This is a genomic window from Xanthomonas axonopodis (assembly GCF_001304695.1).
Classification (GTDB): Bacteria; Pseudomonadota; Gammaproteobacteria; order Xanthomonadales; family Xanthomonadaceae; genus Xanthomonas; species Xanthomonas axonopodis.
The window spans coordinates 23634-37414 of sequence record NZ_JFAQ01000045.1 but is presented as its reverse complement, the minus strand read 5'-3'; the positions used below and the strand labels follow the sequence as shown (position 1 = coordinate 37414).

Here is a 13781-nt window from a genome sequence, read left to right as displayed (position 1 = left end):
CTCGTACACTCCGGTTCCTGTGCGCCGTCAACGCCCACCTGACGACCGCTCGCTACGTTCTGTTAGCCACTCTAAGCGAGGAGTCTCCTTTAGTGGAGGAAAGCCGCCTTCTTCCGGCTTCAAAATAAGCCGTGGCGGCGTCAATAGGGCCTTCTCGTTCTCAAAGATAACCCCATGGCCTTTCCCGCCACGGCGAGTATCCGGTCGTAGCTTAAAGAACTCATCTGCTTTGGGTTGATTGGTCATCGTTGTTTCCATGCGTTGCGTCCCGTCCATTTGATTATGTCCTCCAGATCATTGCGGCAGAGTCTAGCGCGCCTATCGCCTGTCCGGGCAAAGTAAAGGAGGGGGCAATACTTTGCGCTCTGCTTTACGCCTTTTGCCGTGGCACTTCCATGATTCGGGACTCGGAGAGTTCACTACGCCGCCGCCAGCGTCTGCTGCCAGCGATCGGGGGGCGCATACGCCATCGACGCCGCACGTGCGCCCTGGGCGTATCAGTCCAAGTGATCCAGCACTCGATATCCAGGCGGCCCGAGGTCGCCTCAGACGCTCGGTGATCTGACGGCCCGTTTCTCGGCTCTGGATTGCCCGACGGGTGGTTCACAGGCCGCACGCCTGCTTCGATGAGCTTTGGGATTGCCCCGCCGGCAGCCGCAGCGGGATCAGCGCATGGCGCTGCTGCAGCCATATCCCGCCAGAAAAACCTTTACCGCACGCTGCGTGGCCTCGCGTAGATACGCCGCCGACGGCTCCTTGAGCGCGCCGAACAGGCAAGGCATCAGGGTTTCGGCTTCCAGCAGGGCGGCCATTTGTTTGGCGGCGAGCAGCGCATCGCCTTGCGGCATCAGGCCCAGGTCCATCTGGCCTTGCAGGAAGTCGGCCATGCGTTGCATGCCTTCCTGCGGGCCGGCATCGAAGAACAATGCACCGACATCCGAGCGCCCCGACACGCCGATGATAGTGCGCCAGATGGTGATCGAGCTGGGCGTGCACAGGAAGGTGAGGAGGTCTTCGCCAAAGCGCTGCAGCGTTTGCGCCAGCGGCGCGCTGCTTCGGGTCAGCGCGTCCAGCAAGGGGTCGATGTAGCTGCTGGCCATGTCCTGGGCGAAGGCGATGAACAGCTCTTCCTTGGACGGGAAATAGCCGTACAGCGTGCGCTTGGAGCCGCCCACGCGGGCGGCGATCTGCGACATCGACGCGCCTTCGAAGCCCAGCTCGAGGAAGACCTCGCTGGCCGCCTGGACGATGGCCTCGCGCTTTTCTTCGGTTCTGACCCGCATCAGGTTCTCCCGGTAATTCATAAGTATACCGACTGGGCAGAAATGCTTGACGGCCACAGATGCGCTTATTAGGATACCAAACCGTACCGTTTAGATTTAACCATCACACCTCCGTCGGAGACCTGCCCGTGCGTGCTCATGCCTCGTTTCGCCTGTCGTTGCTTGCTGTTGCCGTCGCCGCGCTGCTCAGCGCCTGCGGTAGCCCGCCAGGAGGCCCGCCGCCGCAGGAAGGCACCCCGGAAATGGGGGTGCTGACCGTCAAGCAGCAACCGGTGACCCTGACCACCGAATTGCCGGGGCGCACCGTTCCGTACCTGATCTCCGAAATTCGCCCGCAAGTGGGGGGTATCATTCAATCGCGCCAGTTCACCGAAGGTGGCAACGTCAAGGCTGGCCAGACCCTGTACCAGATCGACCCGGCCCAGTACCGCGCCAGCTATGCCAGCGCGCAGGCGTCGCTGGCCAAGGCCGAGGCGACCCTGCGCACCGCCCAGCTCAAGGCCGAACGCTACAAGGAGCTGGCGCAGATCAAGGCGATCAGCCAGCAGGAAGGCGACGACACCGATGCTGCGCTAGGCCAGGCCAAGGCCGACGTGGCAGCCGGCAAGGCGAGCGTGGAGACCGCGCGTATCAACCTGGCGTTTGCGCGGCTTGACGCACCGATCTCCGGCCGCATCGGCCGCTCCAGCGTGACCCCGGGTGCGCTGGTGACCGCCAACCAGGCCACTGCGCTGACCACCATCCAGCAGTTGGACCCGATCTACATCGACGTCACCCAGCCCAGCAGTGCGGTGTTGCGTCTCCGGCAGGCGGTGGCACGCGGCGATCTGGAACAAGCCGGCGACGGCGCGGCCAAGGTGTCGCTGCTGCTGGAAGACGGCAGCACCTATCCGCTGCAGGGGCACCTGGCGTTCTCCGACGTGACCGTCGACCAGAACACCGGCTCGATCACCCTGCGCGCAGTGTTCCCCAACCCGAACGCCGAGCTGTTGCCGGGCATGTACGTGCGCGCGGTGCTGCAGGAAGGCGTCAAGGAGCAGGGCATGCTGGTGCCGCAACAGGCGGTCTCGCGCAACGGCGCCGGCAAACCCACGGCGTTTGTCGTCGGCGCCGACCACAAGCTGCAGCTGCGCGTGCTGGAAACCGACCGTGCGGTGGGCGACCAGTGGCTGGTGCGCAGCGGCCTGAAGCCCGGCGAACAGGTGGTCGTCGAAGGCGCGTCGCGCGCGCGCGATGGCATCGTGGTCAAGACCGTGCCGTGGCAGCCCAAGACCACGCCCGCCGTCGGCAATGTTGCCGGTTCTGCTGCCCCGACCGCACCGCGTGCGGCCAACTAAAGGCGGGATCACACGTCATGGCACGTTTCTTTATCGATCGTCCGATCTTCGCCTGGGTGTTGGCCATCATCGTGATGCTGGCCGGCATCCTCTCCATCGCCACCTTGCCGATTGCGCAATACCCCAGCATCGCACCGCCGGCTGTCGCCATCACCGCCAACTACCCTGGCGCTTCTGCGCAGACGCTGGAAGACACCGTCACCCAGGTCATCGAGCAGAAGATGAAGGGGCTGGATCATCTCAGCTACATGGCGTCCACCAGCGAATCCAGCGGTGCGGTGACCATCACCCTGACCTTCGAAAACGGCACCGATCCGGACACCGCGCAGGTGCAGGTGCAGAACAAGTTGTCGCTGGCCACACCGTTGTTGCCGCAGGAGGTGCAGCAGCAGGGCGTGACGGTGACCAAGTCGGCCACCAACTTCCTCAACGTGCTGGCCTTCACGTCCGAGGACGGCAGCATGAGCGATTCGGACCTGTCCGATTACGTGGCTGCCAACGTGCAGGAAACCATCAGCCGCGTCGAAGGCGTAGGCGACACCACCTTGTTCGGTTCGCAGTACGCGATGCGGGTCTGGATGGATCCCAACAAGCTGAGCAATTTCAGCCTCACGCCCGTGGACGTGCGCAACGCGATCCAGGCGCAGAACGCGCAGATTTCCGCCGGCCAGTTGGGTGCGTTGCCGGCGGTGGCCAACCAGCAGCTCAATGCCACCATCACTGGACAGACCCGGCTGAAGACCGCCGAGCAATTCGAAAACATCCTGCTGCGCACGCAGTCCGATGGCTCGCAGGTGCGCTTGCGCGATGTGGCGCGCATCGAGCTGGGCAGCGAAAGCTACAACACGGTGGGCCGTTACAACGGCAAGCCGGCCGCCGGTCTGGCGATCAAGCTGGCGACCGGGGCCAATGCGCTGGACACGGTGCGCGCGATCGATAAAAGCCTGGAAGAGCAGGAGAAGTTTTTCCCGCCCGGGATGAAGGTGCAAAAGCCGTACGACACCACCCCGTTCGTGCGCATCTCCATCGAGCAGGTGGTGCACACGCTGGTGGAGGCGGTGGTGCTGGTGTTCCTGGTGATGTACCTGTTCCTGCAGAACTTCCGTGCCACCCTGATCCCGACCATTGCGGTGCCGGTGGTGCTGCTGGGCACCTTCGGTGTGCTTGCGGCGTTCGGTTTCACCATCAATACCTTGACCATGTTCGCGATGGTGCTGGCGATCGGTTTGCTGGTGGACGATGCCATCGTGGTGGTGGAAAACGTCGAGCGCGTGATGAGCGAGGAGCAGTTGTCGCCCAAGGACGCCACGCGTAAATCGATGGACCAGATTTCCGGCGCATTGATCGGCGTGGCGCTGGTGCTGGCGGCGGTGTTCGTGCCGATGGCGTTTTTCAGCGGATCCACCGGCGTGATCTACCGGCAGTTCTCGATCACGATTGTCTCGGCGATGACCTTGTCGGTGCTGGTGGCGATGATCCTGACCCCGGCCTTGTGCGCCACCTTGTTCAAGCCGGTGCACAAAGGCCACGGTCTGGCGACCACCGGGTTCTTCGGGTGGTTCAATCGCCTGTTCGATCGCGGCAACACCGGCTACCAGGGCGTGGTGCGGCACATGCTCAGCAAAGGCTGGCGCTACATGCTCGTCTACGCGGCGTTGCTGGCCTTGGTGGTGTTCGGCTTCATGAAGGTGCCGGTGGGATTTTTGCCGGACGAAGACCAGGGCACCTTGTTCGTGCTGGTGCAATTGCCGCCCGGTGCCACCGATGCGCGCACCAGCGATGTGCTCAAGCAGGTGGAGCATCACTTCTTGGTCGATCAGAAAGACTCTGTCGCCGGCATCTTTGCAGTCACGGGTTTCAGTTTTGCCGGTAGCGGCCAGAACACCGGCCTGGCCTTCGTCAAGTTGCGCCCCTGGGACGAGCGCACCGGCAAGGGCCAGAGCGTCACCGAGGTGGCGGCCAAGGCGAGCGCCTTTTTTGCCGGCATCCGCGATGCCAAGGTGTTTGCGTTCGTACCGCCTGCGGTATCGGAACTGGGTAACGCCACCGGCTTCGACTTGATGTTGCAGGACCGTGCCAATCTGGGTCATGCAGCGTTGATGCAGGCGCGCAATCAATTGCTGGCAGAACTGTCGCAAGACAAGCGCCTGGTGGCGGTACGCCCGAACGGGCAGGAAGACACGCCCGAGTTCAAGCTGGAAATCGACCCGCATAAAGCGCAGGCGATGGGCGTGTCGATCTCCGACATCAACAACACCTTCTCCAGCGCGTGGGGCAGCACCTACGTCAACGACTTCATGGACAAGGGCCGGGTCAAGAAGGTGATGCTGCAGGCCGATACGCCCTACCGCATGAACCCGCAGGATATCGACCATTGGTTCGTGCGCAACAGTGCCGGCACCATGGTGCCGTTCAACGCCTTCGCCACGGCAAGCTGGCAATCCGGGTCACCGCGGCTGGAGCGTTACAACAGCGTGCCGTCGGTGGAGATCCTGGGCATGGCGTTGCCGGGTGCGGCCTCCAGCGGCGAGGCGATGCAGATCGTCGAAGCCGCAGCCGCCAAGCTGCCGCCGGGGATCGGGTTCGAGTGGACCGGGTTGTCGCGGCAGGAGAAGGCTTCCTCCGGTCAGACCGGGCTGTTGTACAGTGTCTCGATCCTGATCGTGTTCCTGTGCCTTGCCGCGTTGTACGAGAGCTGGGCGATTCCGTTCTCGGTGATTCTGGTGGTGCCGTTGGGCGTGTTCGGCACCCTGCTGGCGGCGATGCTGACCTGGAAAATGAACGACGTGTACTTCCAGGTGGGCTTGCTCACCACCATTGGCCTGGCATCGAAGAACGCGATCTTGATCGTGGAGTTCGCAAGGGAATTGCACGAGGGCGGCAAGAGCCTGGTGGCTGCAGCACTGGAAGCGGCGCGCATGCGTTTGCGGCCGATCCTGATGACCTCGTTGGCCTTCATCCTCGGCGTGGTGCCGCTGGTGTTGACCAGTGGCGCCGGCGCGGGCGCGCAGCACGCGCTGGGCACGGCCGTGATTGGCGGCATGGTCTCCGGCACGGTGCTGGCGATCTTCTTTGTGCCGCTGTTCTTCGTGCTGGTGTGCGGCCTGTTCCAGCGCCGTGCACAGGCTGCATCGCCCGCACCGCAACCGACAGGACACTGACATGACCACGATTCGCATGACTCTTTGCGCGCTTGGCGTGGCCAGCGTGCTTTCCGGTTGCACGCTGATGCCGCGCTACACGCGGCCCGACGCACCGGTGCCAGCGCAATTTGCCGGCACCGATGTGTCGGCAGCCCCTCCGGCTGGCACTTCCACTGCCGATACCGGCAGCACCGCCGACACGGCGTACATCGCCGATATCGGCTGGCGCCAGGTCTTCACCGACCCGGCGCTGCAGCAGGTGATTGCGTTGGCACTAGACAATAATCGCGACCTGCGCGTGGCCGCGCTCAATATCGAGGTGGCCCGCGCGCAGTACCGGGTGGACCGCGCCGCGCTGCTGCCCGTGATTGAGGGCACCGGTACCGCCAACAATGCGCGCACGCCCTCGGAGCTTGCCATTCCCGGCCAGCCGCAGGTGTTCCGCACCTACAGCGCCAACATCGGCATCAGTGCCTACGAGCTGGACCTGTTCGGGCGCGTGCGCAGCCTGAAGGAACAGGCGCTGCAGCAATTCCTGTCTACCGCCGAGGCACGCCGCAGTACGCATATCAGCCTGGTGGCAGAAGTGGCTACCGCCTACCTGACCTTGGCGGCCGACCAGCAATTGCTGCAGCTGGCGCAGTCCACCCTGACCAGCCAGAGCGACAGTTATCGCCTGCAGCAGCGCAGCTTCGAGCTGGGTGCGGCTTCGCAACTGACCTTGCGTCAGGCGCAGACCACGGTGGAAACCGCACGCGTGGATGTGGAGCGCTACACCGCGCAGGTGGCGCAGGATCGCAATGCCCTGGTGCTGCTGGTCGGCACGTCGGTGCCGGTGGAGTTGCTGCCGCATGCATTGCCCGACAACGCGAGCGTGGAGGGCAATGTGTTGGCCAGCGTGCCGGCTGGCTTGCCATCGCAGTTGCTGCAACGTCGCCCCGACATCCTGGAAGCCGAGCGTCACTTGCGTGCGGCTAACGCCAATATCGGTGCGGCGCGGGCGGCGTTCTTCCCCAGCATCAGCCTGACCGCATCTACCGGTTCGTCCAGCAGCAGCCTGTCCAGGTTGTTCGATGCCGGCACGCGCGCCTGGAGCTTTGTGCCCACGCTGACCTTGCCGATCTTCAATGCCGGGCGCAATCGCGCCAATCTGGACATGGCCAAGGCCAACCGCGATATCGAAGTGGCGCGCTACGAAAAGTCGATCCAGAGCGCATTCCGCGAGGTCTCCGACGCGTTGGCGCAGCGCGACACGCTGGGCAGGCAGTTGCAGGCCCAGCAAGCGCTGGTGGATGCCACTGCCGATAGCTACAAGCTGTCGCAGGCGCGTTTCGAACGGGGCATCGACAGTTATCTGCAGGCGCTGGATGCGCAGCGCGCGCTGTACAGCGCGCAGCAGACCTTGATCAACACCCAGCTGTCGCGCTTCACCAACCTGGTGACGTTCTACAAGGCCATGGGCGGTGGCTGGCTGCAAACCGCTGCGCCCACTGCTGCCGCGACCCCGGCAGCGGAGCCGCCGCGTGGATGACGACGCCGCCGTCCGTTGTGCCCAGGCGTGCGCCACACGACAAGCGTGGCGCGATCCTGGCGGCGGCGCGCGCGCTGTTTCAACGGCACGGCTTCGACAGGACCAGCATGGACACCATCGCCGAGCGCGCGATGGTGTCCAAGGCCACGGTGTATGCGCATTTCGCGTCCAAGGAGGTGCTGTTCCGCACCACCCTGGAAGCGCTGGCGCTGGCCTCGCCCAATCGCTGCTGGAGCTGCAGGGGCCGTTGGAGCGGTGCCTGGCTGCGGTGGCCGATGCAGTGCTGCGCGTGTCTGCCAGCAGCATGCGCGATGATGCCGCCTATGGCCTGGTACGCCCGCCACTGCTGCCTAGCCAGATGCGCGAGGAAATGTGGACGCTGTGCTTCGAGCGCTACGACACCATGATGCGCACGCTGTTGGCGCGCGAGGTGCAACGCGGCGCCTTGGTGATCCACAACGTGCCCGATGCATCGGTGCATTTCTTCGGGTTGATGACCGGGCGGCCGGCCACCGCTGCCGCGCGCGACGATGCGCCGGATGCGCAATCGGTACAGCTGGATGCGTATGTCAGCGGCGCGGTGGCGTTGTTCCTGCGTGCGTATCGACCGTGCGCGGTGGTGGCGGCAGAGGCTGACGGCAAGCGCGAGGTGCCCAGCGGGTTTTAGGCGGCCAGGCGTGCGATGGCGATGGAGCATGCGTGCCTGCCCAGGTCATGCGGGGGACGAGCGCGCGACAGTGCGGAGACTAAGAGCGGCTAACAAAACTACTGCGCAGCCGCCAGGCGGGCGCGGCCGGTGCTCGGAATCCTCATGTACCCCTCGTACACTCCGGTTCCTGTGCGCCGTCCACGCCCACCTGACGACCGCTCGCTACGTTTTGTTAGCCACTCTAAAAATGAAGGAGCGCTGCAATGCATCTGTTCGCGACCGCGATGTCTGTCTCCATGATGGCCGCCGTGACACCGGATGAGGCCGCGCAGCCCATCAAGGTGAGCAAGGCGGGTGGGGCACCCTCGGCAGTGGGGTCGGCCGAGTATTTCACCGGCAAGGTACGCGCATCGACGCACCGTTCCAGGCCGCCGCGCCGGCACGCGTCGGCGGAGCCACCGTCACCTTCGAGCCGGGCGCGCGCACCGCATGGCATACCCATCCGCTGGGCCAGACGCTGATCGTCACTGCCGGCGCCGGGCGCGTGCAGGAGTGGGGCAAGCCGGCGCAGCAGATCCGCCCGAGCGATATCGTGTGGATTCCGCCCGGCGTCAAGCATTGGCACGGCGCCAATGCCAACGTGGCGATGACGCATATCGCCATTGCCGAATCGCAGGACGGCGCACCCGTCACCTGGCTGGAGCAGGTAAGCGAGGCGCAATACGCGCAGGAGTAGACAGATGTGGATGCCGATGCTCAGGCGGTGATGGCGCCGCGTCAGCGTCAGCGAACGCTGCGGCGGATTGCCGGGGCCGCTGTGCGGCCCGCGCCGAGTACAGCAGAGCTCACGCCGCTTCGGTGGCGTCCTGCGCGTTTGCACGTAGCCGTTGCGCATCGCGCGCAGGCGAGATGCCGAGAATGCGTGCGTAGTCGCGACTGAACTGCGATGCGCTTGCGTAGCCAACCCGGAAGCCGGCGTCGGCAGCGATCAGTGCCTCGGCCACCATCAGGCGGCGCGCTTCGTGCACGCGCAGCTGCGAACGGTATTCCAGCGGCGTCATCGTGGTCACCGCCTTGAAATGCGCATGGAAGGTGGAGCGGCTCATCGCCGAGAGGTCGGCGATCTGCTCGATGCTGAAGCGCTGCGCATAGTGCTCGCGCAACCACACGATGGCCCTGGAAATCTGGTTGAGCCGGCTGTCGGCGATGGCCATCTGGCGCACCGCCGCGTTGGCCGGGTCGGCCATCAGGCGGTACAGCAGTTCGCGCACGATCAGGGGGGCGAGCGCGGCAATTTCATGCGGTTGATCGAGCAGGCGTGCCAGCCGCAGCGCCGCGTCCTGCAACTGCGGCGTGCTGCGATTGAGTAGCAGCCCGGCCGATGCCGCATCGCGCTGGGTGTCCACCAGTTCCGGATGATTGATCGCCAGCTCGCTGAGCACCGCGGTGTCCAGGTCCAGGCAGAAGCATAAATACGGTTGCGCGCTGCTGGCTTCGATCACCGAGCCGACGATGGGCAGATCCACCGACGCCACCAGGTACATCTGCGGATGATAGAAGGACGCCTGCGCGCCCAGCATTGCCTGCTTGCGGCCTTGCGCCACCAGACACAGCATGGGCGTATAGACAGTGGGCATGGCCACTGTCGGCGATGCGCTACGCATGATGTGCAAACCGGCGATCTGCGTGGGATGCATGCCGTCGCCAGCGGCATGACGCAGCAATATCGTGCTCAACTCGGTCAGCGAAGACATGCGAAAACCCGTCGACGATGCAATGCGGTCCAGCCGCGAGGTCACCGATCGTACAAGAGTGCAGGTGGTGTGGGTGGCAAGGTCCACTGCGCCGGTTGTGGGCCTGCGCCAGATGCAAAGCGCAGCAGCAGTCGTGGCCGCCTTCGCTCTAACTGCGCGTCGGCCCTAATAAGGCGATCACAGGCCGGCCGTATCATGGCCAGGTCTTTTGCATCCACCTGCTGCCATGCCCGAAAAACGTTCAAGCTTTCCAACGCCAACCAGCCCTGCCGAGTGGAAGCGGCTCGAAGCCGCTGCCGCCACCGAATTGACGCGGCGTACCGCGCAGGCCCATCTGCAGATCCTGGGGCTGTTGCGGACGCATGGACATCTGTTGAGCGATGCGCAGCGGCGTCGCCTGCACAAACGCCTGCTGCGCGGCGGGCGTTGATCTGCTGGAGCAATAGCCCAGGCGGTGGCGCACCCAGCCGGCCTCGGCTTGTGGTGGTGCACGGTAACGCCGAGAACCAATGTCACACCTAGCCGGTCCCGCGATGCGGCCGGTGGCTGCGCGTTCGGGCTGCCAGCCATTCACGCAGTCGGCGCGCGTGTGAGGCAGCGTGCAGTTCATCGATGTCGTCGTTTCCTGTGATGACTGGCATGCTGCGGACGGCGCCATCCGCCGGCTCGCAGTAGCGGCGCTCGCGTTTCGCTACGGCGCCATCCGCACGGCAACTGCCTATGCCGGCCAGTCTCATGCTCCCGGCGGCGGGTGCGATGTCGCCGGTTCCCAAGGCGGCTGTTCGCCGAGCCGCTCCTGCAGGAAATCCACGAACGCACGCACGCGCGGCGGTTGCAGCTGGCGCGCCGGCGTCACTGCGCTGATCTGCGAGGCGGGCGGCGGATACTCGGGCATGACCTCCACCAGCCGGCCGCTGCGCAATTCGTCGGCGATGTGCCAATACGAATGCACCGCGATGCCCTGGCCGGCGACCACGGCGTCGCGCACCAGCTCGCCGAAGTTGCTCTCGAAGCGGCTCTGCATGCGCACGCGCACCAGCCCACCTTCGGGCGTTTGCAGTGTCCACATGTCCTGGCGGCCGTCTCGGCCCATCAGCAACACGCCGGCGTGCTGTGCAAGTTCGTCCGGCGTGCGGGGTGTGCCGTAGCGCTGCAGATAGGCGGGCGAGGCCGCCAGGGTACGACGGTTGTCGGCAATCCGCCGGGCCACCAGCCCGGAGTCTTCCAATGGGCCGATCCTGATCGCCAGATCGAAGCCCTGTTTGACCAAGTCCACCAGGTCGTCGCTCAGGTGCGCGCTGATGCGCAGGCGCGGATGGCGGGCCTGGAATTCCGGCAGCAGCGGCGACACGTATTGCCGCCCGAACGAGGCGGACATGGTCATGCGCAGCACGCCACCCACGTCGTGCGCGCTTTCGCGCAGATCCTCGGCCAGCGCGTCCAGATCTTCCACCAGCACGCGGCCACCTTCGGCCAGCCGCTGGCCTTCGGCAGTGGGATGCAGGCGGCGTGTGGTCCGGTGTAGCAGGCGCACGCCCAGCTCGCGTTCCAGACGCTTGAGACGCTGGCTGGCGACCGCCACCGACAGATCCATGCTGCGCGCGCCTGCGGTGATCGAGCCCAGGTTGAGCACGCGCAGGAACAGGGCAATGTCGCCAAGACGGTCCATGCGATTGTCAATGATTGATTGAAAGTGAATCAGGATAACAGGGGTGTTTGCAATTAAATGCAGTGCGCAGGCTGTGCGCAGTTCTCCCTGGCCCGTGTCCATGTCCAACCTCACCTCCGCGCGTTCGTCGCGCTTTCCGCCGGCGTTGCTGGCACTGACCATCGGTGCCTTCGGCATTGGCACCACAGAGTTCGTGATCATGGGCCTGCTGCAGCAGGTGGCCGCGGATCTGGGCGTTTCGCTCAGCGCCGCGGGCGTGTTGATCAGCGGTTATGCGCTGGGCGTGTTCGTCGGCGCGCCGGTGCTGACCCTGGCCAGCGCTCGTTTGCCGCGCAAGGCGGTGCTGGTCGGGCTGATGCTGATCTTCACCGTCGGCAATGTGGCCTGCGCGCTGGCGCCGGACTACACCAGCCTGATGGTCGCGCGGGTGCTGACGTCGCTGGCCCACGGCACGTTTTTCGGCGTTGGCGCCGTGGTGGCGACGTCGCTGGTACCGGCCGAACGCCGTGCGTCGGCCATCTCGCTGATGTTCGCCGGGCTGACCGTGGCCACCTTGCTCGGGGTGCCGGCCGGTGCCTGGCTGGGCCTGCAACTGGGTTGGCGCGCGACCTTCTGGGCGGTGGCTGCGGTCGGCGTGCTGGCTACTGCCGCGGTCGCGGTGTGGGTGCCGGCCGCGGCAGGTGCTGCCACGCCGGTGTCGTGGCGGCAGGAAGTGGCGGTGCTGCGGCGCGGGCAGGTGCTGCTGGCGCTGGCGATCACGGTGGTTGGCTATGCCGGCGTGTTCGCGGTGTTCACCTACATCCAGCCGCTGCTGCTGCAGGTCACCGGCTTTGCGCAGTCGGCGGTGTCGGCGGTGCTGCTGGTGTTCGGCGTGGGGATGATCGTCGGCAATCTGTTGGGTGGGCGGTTGGCGGACCGTCGCCCCACTGCGGCGTTGCTGGGCAGTTTGGCTGCACTGGTGGTGGTCCTGGGCGCACTGGGGTTTGCGCTGCACAGCAAGGCCGCGATGGTGTTTTTTGTCGGGCTATTGGGCGTGGCCGCCTTCGCCACCGTGGCGCCGCTGCAGTTGCGCGTGCTGGAACACGCGCGCGGCGCCGGCCAGAACCTGGCTTCCAGCCTCAACATCGCCGCCTTCAACCTGGGCAATGCGCTGGGCGCATGGCTGGGCGGCGTGGTGATCGCCACGCAGGCCGGCCTGATCGCAACGCCCTGGGTCGCCGCGCTGTTGAGCGCCATCGGGCTAGGTCTGGCGCTATGGAGCGTGCAGTTGCAACGCCGCCGCGCGACTGCGCCATTGGCCTGTACGCAGCCGGGTTGAGTTGATTGCCCGCTGGTCATTCGCCACGTTGGCGCAGTGCGTGTCAGGTAGCTCTCGATGTGCATAGACGCGGCTTTCGCGATCAACACTCCACAGGTGCGAACGGCCAGCGATCACGCAGCGCATCTCTCATTCAACGTTACAAGGAATTTTCAATGGAAACCCGTCTACTCGGTCGTTCCGGTTTCAAGGTGCCCGTGCTTGGCCTGGGTGCCGGCACGTTCGGCGGCAACGGGCCGCTGTTTTCTGCATGGGGCGACACCGATGTGGCGCAGGCGCGGCGCATGATCGACCTGTGCCTGGATGCACGGCTCACCTTGTTCGATACTGCAGATGTGTATTCCGATGGCGCGTCCGAAGACATCCTCGGCCAGGCGCTGCAAGGCCGCCGCGATCAGGTGATTCTCTCGACCAAGACCGGCCTGCGCCTGGGCGATGGCCCCAACGACGCCGGCGCGTCGCGCTTCCGTTTGCTGCGTGCGGTGGAGGCATCGTTGCGGCGCTTGCGCACCGACTACATCGATCTGTTGCAGCTGCATGCGTTCGATGCAATGACGCCGATGGAAGAAACCCTGTCCACCCTCGATGGCTTGGTGCGCGCGGGCAAGGTGCGCTATCTGGGCGCTTCCAATTACGCCGGTTGGCAGCTGATGAAGTCGCAGGCGGTCGCCGATGCGCATGGCTGGAGCCGCTTTGTCGCCAACCAGACGTATTACTCGCTGGCCGGGCGCGACTACGAGTGGCAGCTGATGCCGCAGCACAGCCGTCTGCATGCCACCGCCGCGGCCGGCCCGGCGATCGACGATGCGCGCTTGTTCGACATCGTCGATGCGCTCGATGCCGTTGCCGCAGAGACCGGCCGCAGCGTGCCGCAGATCGCCATCAACTGGCTGCTGCAGCGGCCGACGGTGAGCACGGTGCTGATTGGCGCACGCGACGAAGCGCAGCTGCGCGAAAACCTTGGTGCGATGGGTTGGTCGTTGACCGACGACCAGCGTGCCCGCCTGGATCAGGCCAGCGCAGTGGAGCCGCCGTACCCGTACTACCCCTATTGGCGCGGGCAGTTTGCAGAGCGCAGCCCGCTGCCGCTGTAAGGC

General features: G+C 65.3%; 9 protein-coding genes, 2 other RNA genes and 3 pseudogenes. 10 read left to right on the top strand and 4 right to left on the bottom strand.

What is annotated here, in order from left to right; all coding sequences use genetic code 11:
- A non-coding RNA gene (locus tag XAXN_RS20570) (sX9 sRNA) lies at positions 1-68 on the top strand; the annotation flags it as partial.
- Here XAXN_RS20570 and XAXN_RS20565 read toward each other — a convergent pair.
- Positions 64-276, bottom strand: a pseudogene (locus XAXN_RS20565) (imm11 family protein); the annotation flags it as partial. The gene XAXN_RS20570 and the pseudogene XAXN_RS20565 overlap by 5 nt on opposite strands.
- Positions 277-665: 389 nt before the next feature.
- Positions 666-1304 carry a TetR/AcrR family transcriptional regulator gene (locus XAXN_RS04800; RefSeq protein WP_054318698.1) on the bottom strand — a complete coding sequence of 213 codons (639 nt, stop codon included), beginning with the start codon at positions 1302-1304 and terminating at the stop codon, positions 666-668.
- 107 nt (positions 1305-1411) lie between these two features.
- On the opposite strand from XAXN_RS04800, the gene XAXN_RS04795 reads away from it, so the two are divergent.
- The 6 genes and pseudogenes from XAXN_RS04795 to XAXN_RS04775 all read left to right on the top strand — a co-directional run bounded on the left by XAXN_RS04795 (position 1412) and on the right by XAXN_RS04775 (position 8679).
- Entirely contained in the window at positions 1412-2620 is a 1209-nt protein-coding gene (locus XAXN_RS04795; RefSeq protein ID WP_054318697.1) for an efflux RND transporter periplasmic adaptor subunit, read from the top strand.
- A 17-nt stretch (positions 2621-2637) separates the two neighbouring features.
- Entirely contained in the window at positions 2638-5781 is a 3144-nt protein-coding gene (locus XAXN_RS04790) for an efflux RND transporter permease subunit (RefSeq protein ID WP_054318696.1), read from the top strand.
- 1 nt (position 5782) lies between these two features.
- The gene (locus tag XAXN_RS04785; protein WP_054318695.1) at positions 5783-7294 is read left to right on the top strand and encodes an efflux transporter outer membrane subunit; all 1512 of its coding nucleotides are present in this window, start codon (positions 5783-5785) and stop codon (positions 7292-7294) included.
- Positions 7287-7961, top strand: a pseudogene (locus XAXN_RS04780) (TetR/AcrR family transcriptional regulator). Before XAXN_RS04785 ends, XAXN_RS04780 begins: the two are co-directional and overlap by 8 nt.
- Before the next feature lie 144 nt (positions 7962-8105).
- Positions 8106-8181, top strand: a non-coding RNA gene (locus tag XAXN_RS20560) — sX9 sRNA.
- 25 nt (positions 8182-8206) lie between these two features.
- Positions 8207-8679: pseudogene (locus XAXN_RS04775) on the top strand ((R)-mandelonitrile lyase).
- A 109-nt stretch (positions 8680-8788) separates the two neighbouring features.
- Here XAXN_RS04775 and XAXN_RS04770 read toward each other — a convergent pair.
- A complete protein-coding gene (locus XAXN_RS04770; protein WP_054318694.1) occupies positions 8789-9697 on the bottom strand; it encodes an AraC family transcriptional regulator in 909 nt (302 codons plus the stop codon).
- A 226-nt stretch (positions 9698-9923) separates the two neighbouring features.
- Here XAXN_RS04770 and XAXN_RS04765 point away from each other — a divergent pair, with 226 nt between their 5' ends.
- A complete protein-coding gene (locus XAXN_RS04765; protein ID WP_054318693.1) occupies positions 9924-10127 on the top strand; it encodes a hypothetical protein in 204 nt (67 codons plus the stop codon).
- Positions 10128-10430: 303 nt separating this feature from the next.
- Here the strand turns inward: XAXN_RS04765 and XAXN_RS04760 are convergent, their stop codons facing one another.
- On the bottom strand, positions 10431-11366 hold the full coding sequence (locus XAXN_RS04760) for a LysR family transcriptional regulator (RefSeq protein ID WP_054318692.1): 936 nt from the start codon (positions 11364-11366) through the stop codon (positions 10431-10433).
- Between the two features lie 100 nt (positions 11367-11466).
- On the opposite strand from XAXN_RS04760, the gene XAXN_RS04755 reads away from it, so the two are divergent.
- Positions 11467-12684 carry an MFS transporter gene (locus XAXN_RS04755; protein ID WP_054318691.1) on the top strand — a complete coding sequence of 406 codons (1218 nt, stop codon included), beginning with the start codon at positions 11467-11469 and terminating at the stop codon, positions 12682-12684.
- A 155-nt stretch (positions 12685-12839) separates the two neighbouring features.
- A complete protein-coding gene (locus XAXN_RS04750) occupies positions 12840-13778 on the top strand; it encodes an aldo/keto reductase (protein WP_054318690.1) in 939 nt (312 codons plus the stop codon).
- Positions 13779-13781: the final 3 nt, after the last annotated feature.